The organism is Methylogaea oryzae (genome assembly GCF_019669985.1).
GTDB classification, from domain to species: Bacteria; Pseudomonadota; Gammaproteobacteria; order Methylococcales; family Methylococcaceae; genus Methylogaea; species Methylogaea oryzae.
The window spans coordinates 3,713,874-3,734,381 of the sequence record NZ_AP019782.1; the positions used below are offsets into that span (position 1 = coordinate 3,713,874).

Below are 20,508 nucleotides of genomic sequence, written 5' to 3' on the forward strand. Positions count from 1 at the left end.
CGCGTGGTCCGTCCTTGGCCGACCATTTTCATGCGCATAGTCTATGCCAGTTTCGACGAGGTGCCTTCCTTCAAGGCCGCCTCCACCCACATCCTGGCCAATTGCCGGGAGGTGATGGGCCGGCACGACCTCACCCTATTGACCTTGGGCGACACGCCCCTGCCGCCTCAAGCCGGCCTGCGACATATCACCGCCGCCTTGCGGGAGAAGAACTACCTGCGCCGCGGACTGGCCTTCCGCGAATTCGTCCGTTACCGGCTGCGGCACATCCGCCCGGCGCTGTTCCACTTCCGTACGCCCTGGGAAGGACTGCTCGCGGGCCAAACGGGGCTGCCGAGCGTGTACGAGGTGAACGGCCTGCCGTCCGTCGAACTGCCCTATCTGTACCGCGACGCCGGCCCGCAAGTGCTGGAGGTGCTGCGGCAATGGGAGCAACGCTGCCTGGACCACGCCTCCGCCATCGTCTGCCCGTCGGAACGAATCCGCACATGCCTGCTCAGCCGCTACCGGGTGCGCGACCCCGGCCGCATCAACGTCATCCCCAACGGCTACGACCCCGTCGCGCCGACGCCCTCGCCGGCCACGGACGGCCCGCTGCGGGCGGTGTACCTGGGCACGCTGCATCCCTGGCAAGGCATATTGTGGTCCCTGCGCGCCTTCGCCCCGCTGCGCGGCCGCTGGGAACTGGACATTTACGGCGTGGGCCAACGGGCATGGCTGCGCTGGGCGGAGAAACGCCTGATCCGCTACGGCCTGGAAGACCAAGTGCGGCTGCATCCGCCGCTGGAGCGGGGCCGGCTGGAACGGGAGCTGGGCCACTATCACGCCGGCCTGGCGCCGCTGCTGAAAACCGAGCGCAACGCCGAGCAGGGCTGTTGTCCGGTGAAGATCATGGACTACCTGGCCCACGGCCTGGTGACGGTGGCGCCGGACTTGGCGGCGGTGCGGGCCATGCTCCAGCACCAGCGCAACAGCGTGCTCTATACGCCCAACAGCTTGCAGGGCTTCAGCGGCGCCCTGGAGGAACTGCACCGGCGCCGCGCCGAATTGCCCGCCATGCGGCGCGCCGTGCGGGACTCGCTCGACGATCTCCCCAGCTGGAACGAATGCAGCCGGCGGCTGTTGGCGATTTACGAAAGCATCGCCTGAACCGCGCGGCGGCAGCGCCGACCTTCCCGCTTGGCGCTGAATTCGCCTTCCACCGTGGCCCGCGCCCGGCGGCGCACGGCGGCCGAGCCGCTCCGCAGGCAATCCGCCGCCTTATCCAGCGCCTGGGCCAGGCTTTGCGCCGAGCGCGGCTCGAACAGAAACCCGTTGTCGCCGTCGCGCACCACGTCCAAGGCGCCGCCCACCGCCGAACACACGCACAGCTTGCCGCAAGCCATGGCCTCCAGCATGACGTTGGACATGCCTTCGTGGAGGGAGGGAATACAGACGATGTCCGCCTGGCGGTAGTGCTCGCGCAGCATGGCCTCGTCGTCGGTATAGGGATGCAGGTCAACGTGGGGCAGGCACTCCGGGCGCAGGGTCAGAAAGCCGTGCAGCAGCTTGCGGTTTTCCTCGCGCAGCTGGCCGACGATGCGCAGGTCGAAGCGGGAGAAGTCCAAAGCGGCCAACAGCAATTCCAAGCCTTTTTTCTGCTTCACGTCGCCGAACAAGCCGACGACAGGGCGGGCATGGGGCGTGTCGTTTTCCTGGAAGGCGAAACGGTGGGTATCCACGCCGTTGGGCAGGTAGGACGCTTTGGCGCCGGGGCAAAAAGCGCGCACCTTCGCCGCCATTTCCCGGCTGACGCAGAACACCCGCCGGGCCCGGCCCATGGCATGGTGGATGTGGAAGGCGAACTCGCCGAACACGTCCAAATCCACGTCGTTGCCGCGGGCGAACAGCAACGGCGCGGCGCCATGCCGAGCCGCCGCCAAGGTCACGGCATAGGCCATTTCGTTGCAGTAAAAGCCGAGGAATCGCGGATTGGCGGCATGCCGGCTTTCCGCCTCCAACACGTCGGCGAGGAATTGCAGCAACGTCTTCGGATTTCCCGTATGCCCCAGCTGCAGCAACTCGACACCGCGGACTTCGCCGCGCTGGTAGGTCCACGGTTGCAGTTGCGGCGCGAGGGTCACCACCCGCAGGGAAAACGCCCCGGCCAAATGCCGGGCGATGCGCTCCGCGCTGACGCCCAAACCTCCCCCGGCCGAACGGCCGTAGGCGGGCGTCACGAAAAACAACGGATCGGCCGGCATGGAACCCCTGACGCATGAAGAATCGGGGCAGTGTAACGAGCCTGGGCCGGAGTCGGCAAAAACGCCGGCGCCATCGAATCCGCTTGCCATGCCAACAACGGTTTCATATCATCGTTTCAAACAGCTGTTTAAGGCATTCTCCTTGACCGAAGATTCCCTCACCGATCCCACCCGCGACCGCCTGCTGCGAGCGGCCGGCCAGGTATTCGCCGAAAAAGGCTTCCGCGAGGCCACGGTGCGGGAGATATGCCGCCACGCCGAGGTCAACGTGGCGGCGGTCAATTACCACTTTCGCGGCAAGGAAGCCCTGTACGGCGAAGCATTGGCCTACGCCTACCGCGAAGCGGACGCCCGCTATCCCTTGGCCCTGGCCGAAGGCAGCGCCGAAGAGCGCTTGCGCCATTACATCGGCAACTTTCTGCGGCGTTTGCTGGACCAAAGCCAACTGGGCTGGCACGGCCGCCTGATCGCACGGGAAATCACCGAACCGACCGCGGCCATCGACGGCTTCGTCGCCACCACGCTGATTCCCCACGGCATCCTGCTGCACGACATCGTCGCCGAACTCTTGGGGCCGGACACCGATCCAAGCATCAGTAGCCGTTGCGCCCTCAGCATCATGGGACAATGCCTGATGTATCGCCACGGCCGTGCCGTCATCGACCGAGCCTGCCCCGAGCTGATCGCCGGCCCGGACGAAATCGAGCGCACCGCCGAGCATATCGTGGCTTTCAGCTTGGCCGGCTTGCGCGCCTTCTCCTAGGAGTCCGCCATGTACCGCATCGCACTGCAAATGCTCATGGGCGACCGGGGCAAATACCTGGGCATGGTGCTGGGCCTGACCTTCGCCTCCCTCATCATGACCCAGCAACCGGCCATTTTCGTCGGGCTGATGGCGCGCTCCTACAGCTTCATCACCGACCTGGCCCTGCCGGACGTGTGGGTGATGGACCCGAAAGTGCAGTTCGTCGACGACATCAAACCGCTGCAGGACACCGAGCTGTACCGCGTGCGCGGCGTGGCCGGGGTGGACTGGGCCATGCCGCTGTACAAAGGCCTGCTCAAGGCGCGCTTGCCCAACGGCATGTTCCAAACTTGCAACGTGGTGGGACTGGATGACGCCACCCTGGTGGGCGGGCCGGCAGTGATGCTGGAAGGGCGGGTGGAGGATCTGCGCCGCAGCGACAGCGTCATCGTCGACATCGACGGCGCGCGGGAAAAGCTGGCCAAACCGCCGGCCGTGCCCGGCGGCAAGCCGGTGCCGCTGAAAGTCGGCGACACGCTGGAACTGAACGACCACCGCGCCGTGGTGGTGGGCATCGCCAAAGCGACGCGCACGTTCCAATCCCAGCCGGTGGTTTACACCACGTATTCCCGCGCCACCCGCTTCGCCCCGCGCGAAAGAAAACTGCTGTCCTTCGTGCTGGTCAAGGCGCAGCCGGGCGTCGACCCGCACGAGCTGACCCGGCGCATCACCGCCGCCACGGGCTTGGCGGCCTATACCCGCGATCAATTCAAGGACATCACCGTCAATTACTTCCTGAAAAACACCGGCATCCCCATCAACTTCGGCATTTCCGTCACCCTGGGCTTTATCGTCGGCGCCGCCATCGCCGGCCAGACGTTCTATAGCTTCACCCGAGAGAACCTGCGCCACTTCGGCGTGCTCAAGGCCATGGGCGCCGGCAACGGCACCTTGCTGAAGATGATACTGCTGCAGGCGGCGGTGGTCGGCAGCCTGGGCTACGGCTTGGGCGTCGGGCTGACGTCCATTTTCGGCTACGCCATGCGCAACTCCATCCTGGCGTTCAAATTCCCCTGGCAGCTGCTTCTGTTCAGCGGTTCCGGCGTCACCTTGATCTGCATGTTCGCCGCCCTGCTCAGCATCGTCAAAGTGATCCGGCTGGAACCGGCCATCGTATTCAAGAGCTAACCCCCATGGACGCCACCTCCCAACCCGCCGTGCGCTGCCAAGCCGTGGCGAAAACCTACGACACCGGCGACAGCCAGGTGCCGGCCCTGCGCGGCGTGGACCTGGAAGTCCACCCGGGCGAACTGCTGATGCTGGTGGGACCGTCCGGCTGCGGCAAGACCACGCTGATCTCCATCATCGCCGGCATCCTCGACCAGGACACGGGCAGTTGCGAGGTCTTCGGCCGCGACTTCCTGCACATGAAGGACAAGGAAAAGCTGGACTACCGCGCCCGCAACATCGGCTTCGTGTTCCAAGCCTTCAACCTGCTGCCGACCCTGACGGCGGCGGAGAACGTCTCCGTGCCCCTCATCATCAACGGCACGCCGCGCCGCCAGGCCCTGCAAAAAGCCGGCGAAATGCTGAATCGGGTCGGACTGGGCGAGCGGGGCCGATCCCTGCCGGCGCAGCTGTCCGGCGGCCAGCAGCAGCGGGTCGCCATCGCCCGCGCCCTGGTGCACAACCCGCGCCTGGTGGTGTGCGACGAGCCCACCAGCGCCCTGGATCACGAAACCGGCCACAAGGTCATGGCGCTGATGCGGGAAGTGGCCATGACCCACGACCGCTCCCTGGTCATCGTCACCCACGACGCCCGCATTTTCGGCTTCGCCGACCGCATCGCCCGCATGGACGACGGTCACATCGAAAGCGTCACCACTCAAGCCCCCAACGCCCGCCGGGAGGATACCCCCCATGTTGCGTAAATACCTGCTCCCCGCCCTGGCCTTGGCCGGCTTCCTGTTCGGCATCATCACCGTCGTCCAGGGCAACCAGCCGCAACCGCCTTCCCAACCCGTAGTCCAGCCGCCGGCGGCGCCGTTCGCGTCGTTCATCGCCGGGGCCGGGATCGTCGAAGCGCGCAACCGCAACATCCAGATCGGCACGCCCTTGTCCGGCGTGGTAACCGAAGTGGCGGTGAAAGTGGGCGACCGGGTCAAGGCGGGCGATCTGCTGTTCCGGCTGGACGACCGTCAATACCTAGCCCAGGAAGCGCTGGCGCAGGCCGCCGTCAGCCACGCCCGCGCCCAACTGAACGACGCGTCCACCCAGCTGCGGCTGGCCCAGTCCATCACCGACCGGCGCGCCATCAGCACCGAGGAGCTGGAACGGCGCCGCAACGCCGTCGCCATCGCCAAGGCCCAGGTGGACCAAGCGGAAGCGCAACTGGGCGCGGCCCGCACCGACCTGGATCGCATCCTGATCCGCGCCCCCGCCGACGGCGAAGTGCTGCAAGCCAATGTGCGTCCCGGCGAATTCGCCGCCGCAGGCTCCCAAGCCGATCCGCCCATGGTGCTGGGCAACCTGGACCAGCTGCACGTGCGGGTGGACATCGACGAAAACGACGCCTGGCGATTCCGCCGCGACGCCCGCGCCATGGCGAATTTGCGCGGCAATCCTAAATTCAAGGCCGAGCTGACCCTGGCTTACGTGGAACCCTATGTGGTGCCCAAGCGCTCCCTCACCGGCGACTCCGCCGAACGGGTCGACACCCGCGTGCTGCAGGCGCTGTACAGCTTCGACCCGGCCAAGCTGCCGGCCTATGTGGGCCAGCAAATGGACGTGTACATCGAAGCGCCGCCGGCCGATGGGGAGGAAGGGCGGTGATGCCGAGACCATGGCCGATGGCGCGTAGGGTACGCACCGCGTACCTTACGGCCTTGCGCGGCACGCGGTGCGTACCCTACACGTTAACCGCCCTGCTCGCCGGCTGCGCCGTCGGCCCCGATTACCAAGCGCCGCGGACGCCGCTGCCGGAGCGCTGGCACGAAAGCCAAGCGCCGGCCGGCACCGTCGAAGCGGCGTGGTGGAAAACCTTCCGCGACCCCATGCTGGAAAAACTCATGGAACAGGCCGCCGCCGGCAATCTGGACTACCGCCAAGCCCTGGACCGCATCGGCGCTGCCCGCGCGCAACGCACCATGGCCGTGGCCGCGGGCCTGCCCAGCCTGTCGGCGCGCAGCTCCATCAACCGCCGCCGCAACAGTTTCGGCGGCAGCCCCGGCGCCAACACCGCCGGCAGCACCAGCGCATCGACCACCGGTTTCGGCGGCGCCGGCCGCACCATCAGCAATATTTTCCAGGCCGGCTTCGACGCCGCCTGGGAAATCGACGTGTTCGGCGGCATCCGCCGCGGGGTGGAGGCGGCGGAAGCCGACCTGGAAGCGGAGCGGGAAAACAGCCGCAACGTGCTGGTAACCCTGTTCGGGGACGTGGCGCGCAGCTACATCGATTTGCGCGTCAGCCAACAGCTGGCGGCCATCAGCCGCGACAACCTGCAAGCCCAGGAAGAAGTGCTGCGGCTGACCCGCGTCCGCAGCCAAGCGGGCCTGGCCAGCGAGTTGGACGTGGCCCAGGCGGAATCGGTGGTCGCCAACACCCGCGCGCAACTGCCCACCCACGAGCTGGCCGCCAAGCAGGCCATCCACGCCTTGGGCGTATTGCTGGGACGGGAGCCGGACGCCCTGGCGGCGGAATTGTCCCAACCCGGCGCGGTGCCCGCGGCCGCCGGCGACGCGACGGCCGATTTGCCCTCGGACCTGCTGCGCCGCCGCCCCGACCTACGCGCCGCCGAACGCAAGCTGGCCTCGGCCACGGCGCAAATCGGCGTCGCCACCGCCGATCTGTATCCCAAATTCAACCTCACCTCTTGGCTGGGCCTGCAAAATCCCAACTTGATGCAGGTGACGCCGGTGGGCAAAAGCTGGGCCATGGGCGCCGCCGCCACCATGCCCTTATTCAATTGGGGCCGCATCCGCGCCAACATCGAGGCCAAGGAAGCGCAACGGGACGAATTGCTGCACGCTTACCAGTCCGCCGTCTTGAACGCCCTGCAGGACGTGGAGGACGCCCTGGCCGCCCACTACGAAGACCGCCGCCGCGGCCTGGCGCTGGAACAGGCGGACCGAGCCGCCGACACCGCCGTGCAGTTAGCCATGGAGCGCTACCGCAAAGGGCTGACCAGCTTCATGGACGTGCTGGACGCCGAGCGCAGCCTGTTCACGGCGCAAAGCCAACTGGCGCAAAACCAAGCCCAGGTTGCCGCCGACCTGGTGGCGCTGTACAAAGCCCTAGGCGGCGGTTGGCAGGCGCTGGAAAAAACCGCCGAGTGACGCACCGCCGCGAATGAATTTGTGCCGATGGCATCGGCATCCTATTTTTAGCGGGCAAGATGCACAAAAATGGCGGCGACTCGCGCAAAGGGCCGCGTCAGCCGCCCGTTCGCCAACCCACCGGAACCAGCAGGGCCATCGCATGACCACCATCACCGCCACGGAGGCGTCGCCCGGCAACGACGTAACCAACCGCCACGTATTCCTGATCGACGCCGACGGCGCCCATATCGGCCAGCGGCTCGCCTCCCAGGAGCGCGCTTATTCCGTCAGCACCGCCGCCACCGCCGCCCAAGCGCTGGCGACCATCCCCGACCTGCCGAGTCTCGACGTCGTCCTGCTGGGCAGGCAATTGCCGGATATGGACGGGCTGGAATTGGCCCAGCGACTGAAAGAACTGGAGGGGGCGCGGAACGCGGCCATCGTTTTCCTGGCGGAGCGGGACAGCGTGGAAGACCGCTTGGCCGCCTACGAAGCGGGCGCCAGCGATTTTTTGCTCAAGACCCTCGACACGGAAGACCTGCATCGCAAAATCGACCTGTTGCTGCGGCAGCGGCACGCCGTGGCGCAAGCGCAGCTGCACGCCAGCACCGCCACCTACGTCGCCATGGCCGCCATGGGCGAGCTGGCCGCCATGGGCCTCATCATCCAACTGTTCCGCCGCCTGTTCGGGGTGAAAACGCCGGAGGACATTCCCGACCTGGTATTCGAAGCACTGGCCGAGCTGGGTATGGACTGCGTGCTGCAGCTACGGCGGGACGACACGGTGGTCAACCGCTCCAGCCGGGGCGAATGCAACGACATGGAGCAGGGCCTGCTCGACACCATCACGCAACTCGGCGAACGCCTGTACAGTTACCGCAGCCAGAGTGCGCTCTGCTACGACCACGTCACCCTGGTCGCCAAGAACATGCCCAAGGACGATCCTCTGGCCTACGGCCGCCTGAAGGACTACCTGGCGATCGTGGCGGAAGGCATCGACGAGCGGGTAAGAACGCTGTAACCCCGCCGTTTGCAGCGGAAGACGGCCTTTAGCGACCCGCCATGCACTATCGGCTTTGCCCAAAGTGCGGCCACGCGCCGCTGCCGGAGAACCAATCCCTGCCCGCGGCCTGTCCGGGCTGCGGCTTGGTTCTGGCCAAATACGCGGCGCGGACTCCGGCCGGACGGCGGCAGCAAAGGCCGTCGCGCCCCAAAGCGTGGGCCGCCGGGCTGGCGCGGCGACTGCTGGAAACGCCGGAACGCGTGAGTCCCCTGGAATTCCGGGCGCGCGCCGCCGCTTTCGTGTTTTTCGCCGCCTGGGGTTGGCAACTGGCCTGGCTCGACATCGGCAACGGCGCCATCGGCGCTTCCTTCGTCCACAACATCCTCCTGCCGTTCCACGAAGCCGGCCACGTGCTGTTCCGCCCCTTCGGCGAATTCGTCACCTATCTGGGCGGCACCCTGGGCCAGTTGCTCATGCCCGTGGTGCTGGGCGTGGCGCTGATCCGCGAACGCCGGGACAATTTCGGCGCTGCGCTGGCCCTATGGCTGCTGGGAGCGAGTCTGTTGGATGTGGCGCCTTACGTTTACGACGCATTGGATCCGCAGCTGATGCTGCTGTCCGGCCTGACCGGCAAGGACGGCGACCACGACTGGATTTACCTGCTGGGTTCCACGGGGCTGCTGCGCCAAGCGCAAACCCTGGGCAGGGCGACGCGCTGGGCGGGAATCGTCACGCTGCTGTGCGCCGGCGCCTGGGCCGCCTGCCTGCTGCGGCGGCAATACCGCCGCCTGGACGCGGCCGGTTGAGGCCGCCGAGCGGGCGTAACCTCAGTTTTTCGGCTGGTACAGCGTGGTGCGGTGGTGGCTCTTGTCGAAATAATCGTAGAGCGGAATGCTGATGGCGATGGCTGCGCCGATGACGCCGAAAAAGCCGAAGACCCAGGGCACCCAAGGCTTGATGCCGCCCCGGCTTTCCAAAAACGGCAGGCGCTCGGTGGCGCTCAGCGGCTCGGCCTCTTGCAGCACTTTGCGGATATGGCGGTAATAGAAATAATCGCCGGCAAAGCCGTAAAAAATCGCCGTGACAACCCAGGTTAGAAGAAACAGGTCTTCGAAGCCGCTAGCCTCTTCGGCAAAGGAGAAAATGCCGAAGATGACGGCGAAATACCAAAAATTTCTGTACATCTTGCGATACAGCGCCCAAACCCCCATGAACAGGAAAGCCGGCCAACTCCAACTGGGCACGTACCAGCCGCCGCGCTTGTCGTAGCGGGCGAAGCGCCTTAAATACTCTTGTGTATGGAGATCGCCGATGGCGGTTTCGTAGTGGTAATTCATCGCTTTTCTCACCGTCCCGTCTTATTCACGTAGGAGCGATGCGCTCCCCTCTACATCAGCCGCGCGGACGACACGGCTTGGTCGTTAAAAAGGCCACGGGTAAGCCTCCGCCGATGGTTGCAGCGCCGGTCAGGAGACCAGCACCACCGGACATTTCACATCCCTCGTCAGGATTGCTTGCAAAACCGGGTCGTCGCGGCCGGCCACCAACAAGCGGCAGCGGTCCGCCGTCAAATCCCCCAAGGCGCCGGCGCACCTTTCGGGGGCGATGACTATAAATTGGCTGGCGTTTTGGTGCAAATCTTCGCTCGCCAGCGCCTGTTGCCGCCAGCTTTCCGCCAGGGTTTCCCGCTGCGTCGGCAACAACACGATCAACCGGCGCTCTTCCGCGCCGGCAATCTCGCCGGCCACGCGCAAAGCGCGGCCGGCGGCGGCGCTGGCGTCATACACCGCCCATACGGCGGCCCGGCCCATGACCCGCGGTTGGACCGGCGAGCCGCCGGCGCCCAACGCCACCCGTGATTCGCCGGTTCGACAAAGAAACAGCACATCCGTTCCCTCGGCCGCTTCCAAGGCTTCCGACAAGTAGCGGCCGCGCACGGTGCGCTGACTCAAGCGGATGCGTTGCTTCAGCGCCGCCTGTTCCAGTTCCTGGCGCAAGCGGCCGATCTGGCCGCGCAGCAGCCGCTCCACCCGCTCCACGTCCAGCGACCGGCCCGGCTTGCCGCCGCGCCCGGTTTCCATGGCGAAAGGCAGCTGCGCCAGATGGAACAGTCCGAGGTCCTCCACGAATAAAGCCAACAACTCCGCCCGCGTGCGCGCCGCCAGCAGGGTGGCGGCTTCCAGTGCGGCGGGGTTATGCCGGGTGGCGTCCAAAGCCACCAAAATACGCCAGCCGGCCGTATCAGCCATGATTGCCGCCCTCGCTGTCCTTGGCCGGCGGTTGCGCCAGCTCCTTTTGGATGGCGGCGAACGCCAGCAGGCGCGCCTCCACCTTGCCGTTGACGCTGTTTTCCGGATAGGCGCCGCTGTCGTCGCGCTCGCCGGCCGGCATCCCCATCAGCAGGGCCAGCGCCTGATCCACCGTGTCCACGGCATACACGCAGAATCGGCCGTCGCGGCAAGCGTCCACCACGTCCTGGCGCAGCATCAGGTGCTTGACGTTGGCAGCGGGAATGATGACCCCTTGCTCGCCCCCCAGGCCGCGCGCGACGCATACGTCGAAAAAGCCTTCGATCTTCTGGTTGACGCCGCCGATGGGCTGCACCCGGCCGTGTTGGTTGACCGAACCGGTCACGGCGAAATGCTGGAAGATCGGCAACTCGGCCAAGGAGGAAATGATGGCGCACAGCTCCGCCAAGGAAGCGGAATCCCCTTCCACCTGGCCGTACGACTGCTCGAACACCAGGCTGGCGGCCACGGAAAAGGCCCGCTCGCGGGCATACCGCGCCGCCAGGAAGCTGGACAGGATCAGCACGCCTTTGGAATGGATGGCACCGCCCAACTCCGTTTCCCGCTCGATGTCGATCACTTTGCCCGCGCCCAGGCGGGTGGTGGCGGTGATGCGGGAAGGCTGGCCGAAGCTGAAATCTCCCAGGCTCAGCACCGACAAGCCGTTGACCTGGCCCACGGCGGCGCCGGCCGTGTCGATGAACAGGATGCCGCGCTCGATGGCTTCGTAAATGTGCTTGCGGATACGGTCGGCGCGATGAATTTGCTGGTCGATGGCGCGCTGGATATGCTCGCGGCCGATGATCCGGCTTTCGGCTTTGCCGGCCCAATGGTCGGCTTCTTTCAGCAAGTCGGCCAAGCTGCGCTGGTGGGTGGTGAGTTTTTCCGCATCCTCCGCCAGCCGCGCGCCGTGTTCCACCGCCCGCGCCACCGCCTGCTTGTCCAGCGGACGTAGCTGGTCGCGCCGCGCCAAGCTGCCGATGACGCGGGCGTAATAGGCGTGAGCGTCGTCACTCCGATCGATGGTTTCCTCGAAATCCGCCGCCACCTTGAACAGATCGGCGAATTCCGGGTCCAGCATGGTCAACAGGTAATACAGCCGGCGGTCGCCGATCAGGATGACCTTCACGTCCAAGGGAATCGGCTGCGGCTCCAGCGACGTCGTGCTGATGAGGCTGAGCCGCCGCTCCAGGCTTTCCACGGCGATTTCGCCCGCTTGCAGCGCCCGCTTCAGGCAATCCCAGGCAAAAGGCTGGGTCAACAGCGCCAGGGCGTCCAGGATCAGATAGCCGCCGTTGGCCCGGTGCAGGGCGCCGGCCTTGATCATGGTGAAATCGGTGAACAACGCGCCCATATGGGCGTGGTATTCCACCCGGCCGATGAGGTTGGCGTGGGTCGGCAGGGGCTCGTGCACCACCGGCGCGCTCTTTTCGCCGTTGTGATGCACCAGCAGGTTCACCCGGTAACGCTGGAAAGGATTCCCTTGCTGGGTCTGGCCCAGCAGCACGGCGGCCGCGTCCGAACGCGGCAGGAAGTCTTCCACGTGTTCGACGATGTCCTGCTCCATCTGCTCGAGATAGCCGATCACCTCCTCCTGTTCCAGGAAATGCTGCTTCACCGCGTCGATCAAATGGCTGACGGCGTAGCCGACGATTTCCCGGTTGAGGCCGCGGATTTTTTCCTTGGCCTCCTTGCGCCAGCCGGGAAATTGCCGCAACAGCTTCTGCAAAGCCTGTTGCAGTTTTTCCACCACGTCGCGCACTTCGCGTTGCTCCTCCTCCGACAGCTTCTTGAACTCGTCAGGGCTGAGCACGTCGTCGTCTTTGTCCACCGGGGCGAAAGCGAAACCAGTGGGGGTTTCCACCAGCATGATGCGGCTGCGCCGGGCCTCCTGGCGCAACTCGTGCAGCGCGGCGCCTTCGCGCTCCTTCGCCTCGCCCTCGATTTCCTCGGCGCGGGCGCGGTATTCCTCCCCTTCGAAAGCGGCGGGAATGGCCGAACGCAAATCCTCCACCAGCTTCTCCACCTCCTGGCGGAAGCCGAAGCCCATGCCGGCCGGCAGGCGCAGCGCCTTGGGCTTGGACGGCTGGGCAAAATCGTTGAGATAGCACCAGTCGGACGGCACCGGCTGCCCCTCCGCCTGGCGCGCCACCGCCTGGTCCACCGCGGTGCGGCGGCCGGCGCCGGCCGGCCCCAGCACGAAGATGTTGTAGCCTTTCTGGCGGATTTCCACGCCGAAGCGGATCGCCTCCAGGGCGCGCGCCTGGCCGATGGCCAGCTCGACATCGGCCAGTTCTTCCGTGGTGTCGAAACCGAGACGGTCGGCGTCGCAGGGAGTAAATAGTTGCCGGCTCTCCAAGGGGGGGAAGGATTGATCCATGGCTTTGGCTTGCTCGAGTGGTTTGAAAACGGAAAACTTTTGCCAGCCGGCTGGCGCTCATGCATATTAACCCGGTGCAGACGCGCAGCGGCGCCCGCCGCCGGCGCATTCGACTATAAATCCAACACTAGCCTACCAGCAACGGAGACATCCCCATGAGCAATACGTTCGACAAAAAAGGCTTGGCCGCCCTGGCCGGCGCGGCCGTGGTCACCAGCCTGTCCGCTACCGCCGTGAACGCCCAGGAAAACCCGTTCGCCCTGAAGGATTTGTCCGCCGGCTACATGCAAGTGGCCGAACAAAAGGAAATGACCTGCGGCGAAGGCAAGTGCGGCGGCAGCATGATGAAGGAAGGCCAGCCGAAAAAAGACATGGCCGGCATGAAAGGCATGGAAGGCAAGTGCGCCGGTAATATGCAAGGCGGCCAACAGGCCGCACCGGGCGCGGCCCCTGCGCCGGCTACCGGCGGCGCCGCTCCCGCTCCGGCGCCCGCCGCGCCGATGAAGCACTGATCGGCAGCAGACCCCATCCCGCGCTTCCGGCGCGGGATACCCTCATGCCGCACGCGCCATCCCCTCTGCAAAACGCCGGCCTCGGCCTGCGCCGCGCCTTCATCGAAGAGCTGGCGGCGGCTCCGCCCGCCAACGTGGGCTTTTACGAAATCGCGCCGGAAAACTGGATGCACGTCGGCGGCAAGGCGGGCAAACTGTTCCGCAGCCTCACCGAGCGTTGCCCTTTCGTTTGCCACGGCCTATGTCTGTCCGTGGGCGGCCCCGCCCCCCTGGACGAAGTATTCCTGCGGCAGCTCAAGGCCTTCATGGCCGAGCACCGCATTGCCCTCTACAGCGAGCACCTGAGCTACTGCGGCGACGACGCCGGCCATTTATACGACCTGATGCCCTTGCCCTTCACCGAGGAAGCGGTGCATTACACGGCCGGCCGCATCCGCCGGGTGCAGGACATCCTGGAGCGGCGCATCGCCATGGAGAACATCTCCTACTACGCCGCGCCGGGCCAGGAAATGGCGGAAATCGATTTTCTCAACGCCGTGCTGGCTGAAGCCGACTGCGACTTGCTGCTGGACGTGAACAATGTCTACGTCAACAGCGTCAACCACCGTTACGACGCGGCAGCCTTCCTCGACGCCGTGCCGGCCCAGCGCATCGCCTACCTGCACATCGCCGGCCACTACGTGGAAGCGGAAGACTTCCTGGTGGACACCCACGGCGCGCCCATCGTCAACCCGGTGTGGCGACTGCTGGACCGGACCTTCGACCGATTCGGCCCCTGTCCCACCTTGCTGGAACGGGACTTCAACATCCCGCCCCTGGCGGAGCTGCTGGCGGAAGTGGACGGCATCCGCGACTTGCAGCAACGCCGCAAGCAAGCGGCATAGGCGTCCCATCGTCCAACACCGTTCCAGCCGCCGCGCGCCATGCCCTCCCTCATACAAACCCAGCAACGTTTCAGCGCCTACATCCGCGATCCTGAAAGCAACCCCGCGCCCGACGACGTGGCGCCGCGCCGCATGGCCATGTACCGCGAGCTGTTCTACAACAACGTCGAAAGCTTCCTGTCCGGCAACTTTCCCGTACTGCGCTCCCTCTACGGCGACGGGGCCTGGCACGCCCTGGCGCAGGACTTTTTCGCCCGCCATCGCTGCCGGACGCCTTATTTCTACGCCATTCCGGAGGAATTCCTCGCTTTCCTGCGGGACGAACGGGACCGGCAACACGACGATCCGCCGTTCCTGCAGGAACTGGCCCATTACGAATGGGCGGAAATGGCCGTCGCCATCGCCCAGGGCGAGCCGCCGCCCCCCCTGGCCGGCGACGTGATCGGCCAGCCCCTGGCGCTGTCGCCGCTGGCCTGGTTTCTTGCTTACCGCTGGCCGGTGCACCTGATCGGTCCGGACAATCAACCGCAGCAGCAGCCGCCCGACGCCACCCTGCTGGTGATCTGCCGCAACCGGGAAGACCAGGTGCGCTTCCTGGAAATCAATCCGGTCACTTACCGCCTGCTGGAGCTGTTGCAAGCCGAACCGGGCAAGGTCGGCGCGGACTATCTGCGGCGCATCGCCTCGGAATTGAACAATCCCAATCCGGAAGCGGTGCTGCACGGCGGCGCGGAAATATTGCGGGGCTTGGCGGAAAGGGCGGTCATCGGCCGGCCCGCATCAGGCTAAAATGGCGGCCATACGATTTCCATCACACAACACCGACACCATGACCACATCCGCCGAATCCTTTTCCCAAGCGCAAAATTACATCCCCGGCGGCGTCAACTCGCCGGTCCGCGCCTTCAAGGGCGTGGGCGGCACGCCGATCTTTTTCGAACGGGCCGCCGGCCCCCACGTTTACGACGTGGAAGGCAAACGCTACGTCGACTACGTCGGTTCCTGGGGCCCCATGGTGCTGGGCCACGCCCACCCCGAAGTGATCCGCGCGGTGCAGGAAACCGCCGCCAAGGGCCTGAGCTTCGGCGCCCCCACCCAGATCGAAACCGCCATGGCGCGGAAGATTTTCGAGCTGGTGCCCTCCATGGCCCTGGTGCGCATGGTCAGTTCCGGCACCGAAGCCACCATGAGCGCCATCCGCCTGGCGCGGGGCTATACGGGCCAGGACAAGATCGTCAAATTCGAAGGCTGCTACCACGGCCACTCCGACTCCCTGCTGGTGAAAGCCGGCTCCGGCGCCCTGACCCTGGGCGTGCCGTCCTCCCCCGGCGTGCCGGCATCCCTGGCCGAACACACCCTGACCCTGCCCTACAACAACATCGCCGCCGTGCGCGACTGTTTTGACCGGCTGGGCGACCACATCGCCTGCGTCATCGTGGAACCGGTGGCCGGCAATATGAACTGCGTGCCGCCCATTCCCGGCTTCCTGCAAGCCCTACGGGAAGAATGCGACAAGCACGACGCCGTGCTCATCTTCGACGAAGTGATGACCGGCTTCCGCGTCGCCCTGGGCGGCGCCCAAGCCCTGTACGGCGTCACGCCGGATTTGACCACCCTGGGCAAGGTGATCGGCGGCGGCATGCCGGTGGGCGCTTTCGGCGGCAAGCGCGCCGTCATGGAAAAACTCGCCCCGCTGGGCCCCGTCTACCAGGCCGGCACCCTGTCCGGCAATCCGGTGGCCATGGCGGCCGGCCTGAAAACGCTGGAGCTGATTTCCGTCCCCGGTTTCTACGACCAACTGGCCGACACCTGCCGTCGCCTGTGCGAAGGCCTGGAAGCTTGCGCGGCAGCGGCCGGCGTGCCTTTCACCACCACCCGCGTCGGCGGCATGTTCGGCCTGTACTTCACCGACCAGGCGGAAATCACCTCCTTCGACGAAGTGCTGGCCTGCGACGCCGAGCGCTTCAAAGCCTTTTTCCACGCCATGCTGGAAGAGGGCGTCTACCTGGCCCCCTCCGCCTACGAAGCCGGCTTTGTTTCCGCCGCCCACGACGAAGCGGCGCTGGAATACACCTTCCACGCGGCCGAAAAAGCCTTCCGGCGCATTTAAGCCGTGCCGACCACCGTGCCCATGGGCTGGCCGTTGGCCGTAGCGGTCTTGGCGCTGCTGCTGGCGGGCCTGGCGTTCGTCGCCTGGCGGTTATCGCAGCGGGCGGCCGAACTGGCCACCCGCCTGGCCGTGGCCGAGGAACGCAACGCCCGATTGCTGGAGCTGGAGCGCCACGGCCGGGACGTGCAGATGCGGCTGGAGTCGGCCCAGGCCGAACTTAAGCAGGAAGCCGCCGCCCGCGCCCGCGCCGAGCAGCAGTGCCAGGTCATCCCGGCGCTGGAGCAGCGCCTGACGACCAAGGACGCCGACATCCAGGCCCTCACCCAGGCCCTGTCCGACTCCCGCAGCGGCCTGGCGGAGCTACAGGCCCGCATGGAGGAAGAACGCAAGGCCACGGAGGACAAGCTGGCCCTGCTACGCAACGCCGAGGCGCAGTTGGTGAGCCAGTTCGAGAACCTGGCCGGCAAGATCCTGGAAGAGAAGAGCCAAAAATTCACCGAACAGAACCGCGCCCAGCTGGACAGCGTGCTCAACCCGTTCCGCGAGCAGATCGGCGATTTCCGCAAGAAGGTGGACGACATGCACCTACACGACGCCAAGGACCGGGCGTCCCTGCGCCAGGAAATCCAGGGCCTCAAGGACCAAACCCAGCGCATCAACCAGGAAGCGGCCAACCTGGCCCGGGCGCTGAAGGGCGACCGCAAAACCCAGGGCAACTGGGGCGAAATGATCCTGGAGCGGGTGCTGGAGCAGTCCGGCCTGCGCAAGGGCATCGAATACGACACCCAGGGCGCTTTCCGCGACGCCGAGCAGCGTTTGCTGCGGCCGGACGTCATCGTCCACCTGCCGGAAGGCAAGGACGTGGTGGTGGATTCCAAAGTGTCACTGTCCGCCTACGAGCGCTACGCCAACGCAGAGGACGCCACCGAACGCGACATGGCCCTAGCCGAGCACGTGCAGGCGGTTCGCGCCCACATCAAAGGCCTGAGCGGCAAGGACTACGCCGACCTTTCCGGCCTGCGCTCGCTGGACTTCGTGCTGCTGTTCATGCCCATCGAAGCGGCGTTCATGGCGGCTTTCCAGCACGACGAAAAGCTGTTTTCCGACGCCTTCGAGGCCGGCATCGTGGTAGTCACCCCCACTACCCTGCTGGCGACGCTGCGCACCATCGGCAACATCTGGCGCTACGAACGGCAGAACGAAAACGCCCGCCTCATCGCCGACAAGGCCGCCAAGCTGTACGACAAGCTGCGCGGCTTCACCGAGGACATGGAAAAGCTCGGCACCCAGCTGGCCACCGTGCACAAGACCTACGACGACGCCATGAACAAGCTGACCACCGGCAAGGGCAACGTCATCCGCCAGGCCTCCGGCTTCGCCGAACTGGGGGTGAAGATTTCCAAGCCGCTGCCCAAAAGCATCACCGAGCGGGCGGGATTGGAGGAAGGCGTCGCGGAAGACGGCGACGCCTGAAAGCGGGGCTTATTTACCCAACGGCAAACGCGGGCTGCGCCAGCCGCGCCCCATGGCCTGACGGGCCAGGAAGCGCTTGGCGGCGGGTATGTGGTCCAGCAGCACCATGCCGATATTGCGCGCCAGGGCCGCAGCCGGCTGTTCGGTGGAAAACCACTTGACCATGGAGTCGGTGAAGCCGATGACGCGGTCGTGATCGCGGGTCCGCTCCACGGCGAAGCGCTCCAGCAAGTCCGGCGCGCCCACGTCGACGCCGGCTTCCGCCGCCGCGGCGAGCATTTCCGCCAGCCGCGCGGCGTCGCGCAAGCCCAGGTTGAAACCTTGGCCGGCGACAGGGTGCAGTTGGTGGGCGGCATTGCCGATCAGCACGGCGCGGGGCACGGTCAAGCGACGCGCCCGCACCAGCTTGAGGGGAAACTTGCGGCGCGGCGCGCACAACGTCAGGCGACCCAGCCACTGGCCGAAGGCGGCCTGCAGTTCGGCGGTGAAGCGCTCGTCCGACAAGGCCATGAGGGACTCGGCCTGCTCCGGCTTGCGCGTCCACACCACGGCGCAGCAGCGGTTTTCCGTGGGCAGCAGGGCCAGAGGACCTTCCGGCGTGAAGCGCTCGAACGCCAAGCCGGCCGGGTCGCGCTGGGGCTTGACCGTGGCGGTGACGGCCACCTGGCCGTAATCGGTGACCTCCTCGCCGATTTCCAACAAGCGCCGCACGCTGGAGTCGCCGCCGTCGGCGCCCACCAGCAATCGGGCGTTGATATGGCGCTCCGCATCGTCCTGGCGCACGGTGAGGCAGATGCTGTCGGGCCCGGCCTTGGCGCCGATCACCCGGCCCGGCACGATGCGCTCGATGGCGAGATCCGACAGGGCGGCGATGGCTTGCCGCTCCAGTTCGCGGGCGGCGATGACGTAGCCCAGGGCGTCGACCTTTTCCTGCTCGGCGTCGATGCGCGCCTTGCCGAAATGGCCGCGGTCGGAAACATGGATCTTGCGAATGGGCGTGGCCTTGTCGCGCGCGCCGGCCCACAAGCCGAGCCGATCCAGCAGCTCCGCCGAGCCCTGCGCCAGGGCGATGCCCCGGTCGCCGGCGCCGGAGGCCAGGCGCGCCTCGTCGGATACCGCTTCGATCAGCACCACCCTGAGGGGCGTGCCGTGCAGCGCCACCGCCAGGGAAGCGCCGGCCAAACCGCCGCCGACGATGGCGACATCGCAGTCCATCACATTCGTCATGCTTGCATCACCCTTTCGATTTCCGCCACGGTTTTCGGCGCGCCGCCGGTGAGAATTTCGCAGCCGGCCTTGGTGACCAGCACGTCGTCCTCGATGCGGATGCCGATGCCGCGCCAACACTTGTCCACTTTCTTGCAATCCGGCGCGACGTACAGCCCCGGCTCCACCGTCAGCACCATGCCCGGCTCCAACATGCGCCACTCGCCGCCGACCTTGTAGTCGCCCACGTCGTGCACGTCCATGCCCAGCCAGTGGCCGGTGCGATGCATGTAAAACTGCTTGTAGGTTTCGTCCTTGATGAGCTTGTCCACCTTGCCTTTGAGCAGGCCCAGCTTGACCAAGCCGCGGGTCAGCGTGCGCACCGCGGCGTCGTGGGGCTCGTTCCAGTGGGCGCCGGGCTTGATCTGCGCGATGGCCGCTTCCTGGGCCTCCAGCACCAGTTCGTACAAGGCGCGCTGCGGCTCGCTGAAGCGGCCGTTGACCGGGAAGGTGCGGGTGATGTCGGCGGCGTAGTTGGCGTGCTCGGCCCCGGCGTCGATGAGCAGCAGGTCGCCGTCCTGCAGCTTGGCGTCGTTGTCGGTGTAGTGCAGCACGCAGGCGTTGACGCCGCCGGCGACGATGCTGGGATAAGCCGGGGAGCGCATGCCGTTGAGGGTGAACTCGTGCAGCAGTTCGGCCTCGATCTGGTATTCGAACAAGCCGGGCCGGCAAGCCTTCATGGCCCGCACGTGGGCGGCGGCCGACACCTGGGCGGCCTTGCGCATCACCGCCAGTTCGGCCGGGCTTTTGAACAAGCGCATGTCGTGCAGCAAGTGCTCCACCGAAACGAATTCGCTGGGCGCCGTCACGCCGCTGCGGGCCTTGTCGCGCAACTGGTGCACCCAGTCCAGCAACCGCCCGTGCAAATCGCCGCCGCGGTCCATGGGGTAATAGACCCGCTCGCGGTTTTCCAACAGGCCCGGCAGGATTTCGTCCAGGTCCTCCATGGGGAAGGCATCGTCGGCGCCGAAATCGTCCCGCGCCCCGTCCAGGCCGGCGTGGCGGCCGGTCCACAGGGCTTTCTGCGGGTCGAATTCGCGGCAGAACAAGAGGTATTCGCCCTGCTCGCGGCCGGGAATCAACACCGCCAGGGCCTCCGGCTCGTTGAAACCGGTGAGGTAATAGAAGTCGCTGTCCTGGCGGAAGGGATAATCCACGTCGCGGTTGCGCTTCAACTCGGGCGCGCTGGGAATCAGGGCGATGCCGCCCTTGCCGACCATGCGCATCAACTGGCGCCGACGGCGCTGGAATTCTTTTTTGGTAATCACGAAACGAACACCGCTAA

Annotated in this window: 19 protein-coding genes; 13 read left to right on the forward strand and 6 right to left on the reverse strand. The window is 66.2% G+C overall.

The annotated features are described in order from the left end of the window. Positions 1-30 precede the first annotated feature (30 nt). The gene (locus tag K5607_RS16525; RefSeq protein ID WP_221047660.1) at positions 31-1,149 is read left to right on the forward strand and encodes a glycosyltransferase; all 1,119 of its coding nucleotides are present in this window, start codon (positions 31-33) and stop codon (positions 1,147-1,149) included. On the opposite strand, the gene K5607_RS16530 is transcribed toward K5607_RS16525, so the two are convergent. Next, positions 1,131-2,243, reverse strand: coding sequence for a glycosyltransferase family 4 protein (locus K5607_RS16530; protein ID WP_221047661.1), 1,113 nt, complete (start codon positions 2,241-2,243; stop codon positions 1,131-1,133). The two genes, K5607_RS16525 and K5607_RS16530, sit on opposite strands and share 19 nt — an antisense overlap. Before the next feature lie 142 nt (positions 2,244-2,385). Between K5607_RS16530 and K5607_RS16535 the strand changes: the two genes are divergently transcribed. The 7 genes from K5607_RS16535 to K5607_RS16565 all read left to right on the forward strand — a co-directional run bounded on the left by K5607_RS16535 (position 2,386) and on the right by K5607_RS16565 (position 9,116). After that, positions 2,386-3,006 (forward strand): CerR family C-terminal domain-containing protein, encoded by a 621-nt coding sequence (locus tag K5607_RS16535; protein ID WP_246598904.1) that lies wholly within the window; start codon positions 2,386-2,388, stop codon positions 3,004-3,006. A 9-nt stretch (positions 3,007-3,015) separates the two neighbouring features. After that, positions 3,016-4,176 (forward strand): ABC transporter permease, encoded by a 1,161-nt coding sequence (locus K5607_RS16540; protein WP_221047663.1) that lies wholly within the window; start codon positions 3,016-3,018, stop codon positions 4,174-4,176. A gap of 5 nt (positions 4,177-4,181) precedes the next feature. Then, on the forward strand, positions 4,182-4,919 hold the full coding sequence (locus K5607_RS16545) for an ABC transporter ATP-binding protein (protein ID WP_221047664.1): 738 nt from the start codon (positions 4,182-4,184) through the stop codon (positions 4,917-4,919). Further along, on the forward strand, positions 4,909-5,820 hold the full coding sequence (locus K5607_RS16550) for an efflux RND transporter periplasmic adaptor subunit (protein WP_221047665.1): 912 nt from the start codon (positions 4,909-4,911) through the stop codon (positions 5,818-5,820). Before K5607_RS16545 ends, K5607_RS16550 begins: the two co-directional genes overlap by 11 nt. Positions 5,821-5,873: 53 nt before the next feature. Further along, positions 5,874-7,325, forward strand: a complete 1,452-nt coding sequence (locus K5607_RS16555; protein WP_246598905.1) for an efflux transporter outer membrane subunit — start codon at positions 5,874-5,876, stop codon at positions 7,323-7,325. A 142-nt stretch (positions 7,326-7,467) separates the two neighbouring features. Next, entirely contained in the window at positions 7,468-8,328 is an 861-nt protein-coding gene (locus tag K5607_RS16560) for a response regulator (RefSeq protein ID WP_054774855.1), read from the forward strand. A gap of 41 nt (positions 8,329-8,369) precedes the next feature. Next, complete coding sequence (locus K5607_RS16565; RefSeq protein WP_221047667.1) at positions 8,370-9,116, forward strand: zinc ribbon domain-containing protein; 747 nt, start codon at positions 8,370-8,372, stop codon at positions 9,114-9,116. A 21-nt stretch (positions 9,117-9,137) separates the two neighbouring features. On the opposite strand, the gene K5607_RS16570 is transcribed toward K5607_RS16565, so the two are convergent. From K5607_RS16570 to K5607_RS16580, 3 genes are all read right to left on the reverse strand, one after another. Further along, positions 9,138-9,647: a DUF2628 domain-containing protein gene (locus tag K5607_RS16570; RefSeq protein ID WP_221047668.1), complete on the reverse strand. Its 510-nt coding sequence runs from the start codon at positions 9,645-9,647 to the stop codon at positions 9,138-9,140. Positions 9,648-9,776: 129 nt separating this feature from the next. Continuing rightward, positions 9,777-10,559: a hypothetical protein gene (locus tag K5607_RS16575; RefSeq protein WP_221047669.1), complete on the reverse strand. Its 783-nt coding sequence runs from the start codon at positions 10,557-10,559 to the stop codon at positions 9,777-9,779. After that, the gene (locus K5607_RS16580) at positions 10,552-12,978 is read right to left on the reverse strand and encodes a Lon protease family protein (RefSeq protein WP_221047670.1); all 2,427 of its coding nucleotides are present in this window, start codon (positions 12,976-12,978) and stop codon (positions 10,552-10,554) included. The genes K5607_RS16575 and K5607_RS16580 overlap by 8 nt, the downstream gene beginning before the upstream one ends. A gap of 155 nt (positions 12,979-13,133) precedes the next feature. Here K5607_RS16580 and K5607_RS16585 point away from each other — a divergent pair, with 155 nt between their 5' ends. The 5 genes from K5607_RS16585 to K5607_RS16605 are packed head-to-tail and all read left to right on the forward strand — an operon-like array spanning position 13,134 to position 17,957. Next, positions 13,134-13,490: a hypothetical protein gene (locus K5607_RS16585; protein WP_221047671.1), complete on the forward strand. Its 357-nt coding sequence runs from the start codon at positions 13,134-13,136 to the stop codon at positions 13,488-13,490. 44 nt (positions 13,491-13,534) lie between these two features. Continuing rightward, on the forward strand, positions 13,535-14,374 hold the full coding sequence (locus K5607_RS16590; RefSeq protein ID WP_221047672.1) for an HvfB family MNIO-type RiPP peptide maturase: 840 nt from the start codon (positions 13,535-13,537) through the stop codon (positions 14,372-14,374). Positions 14,375-14,413: 39 nt separating this feature from the next. Continuing rightward, the gene (locus tag K5607_RS16595; protein ID WP_221047673.1) at positions 14,414-15,163 is read left to right on the forward strand and encodes an HvfC family RiPP maturation protein; all 750 of its coding nucleotides are present in this window, start codon (positions 14,414-14,416) and stop codon (positions 15,161-15,163) included. A gap of 40 nt (positions 15,164-15,203) precedes the next feature. Next, complete coding sequence (gene hemL, locus K5607_RS16600) at positions 15,204-16,484, forward strand: glutamate-1-semialdehyde 2,1-aminomutase (protein WP_221047674.1); 1,281 nt, start codon at positions 15,204-15,206, stop codon at positions 16,482-16,484. Between the two features lie 3 nt (positions 16,485-16,487). After that, positions 16,488-17,957: a DNA recombination protein RmuC gene (locus tag K5607_RS16605; RefSeq protein ID WP_246598906.1), complete on the forward strand. Its 1,470-nt coding sequence runs from the start codon at positions 16,488-16,490 to the stop codon at positions 17,955-17,957. Positions 17,958-17,966: 9 nt separating this feature from the next. On the opposite strand, the gene ubiH is transcribed toward K5607_RS16605, so the two are convergent. Beyond that, positions 17,967-19,184 carry a 2-octaprenyl-6-methoxyphenyl hydroxylase gene (gene ubiH, locus K5607_RS16610; RefSeq protein WP_221047675.1) on the reverse strand — a complete coding sequence of 406 codons (1,218 nt, stop codon included), beginning with the start codon at positions 19,182-19,184 and terminating at the stop codon, positions 17,967-17,969. Continuing rightward, positions 19,181-20,491: a Xaa-Pro aminopeptidase gene (gene pepP, locus K5607_RS16615; protein ID WP_425515777.1), complete on the reverse strand. Its 1,311-nt coding sequence runs from the start codon at positions 20,489-20,491 to the stop codon at positions 19,181-19,183. Before pepP ends, ubiH begins: the two co-directional genes overlap by 4 nt. Positions 20,492-20,508: the final 17 nt, after the last annotated feature.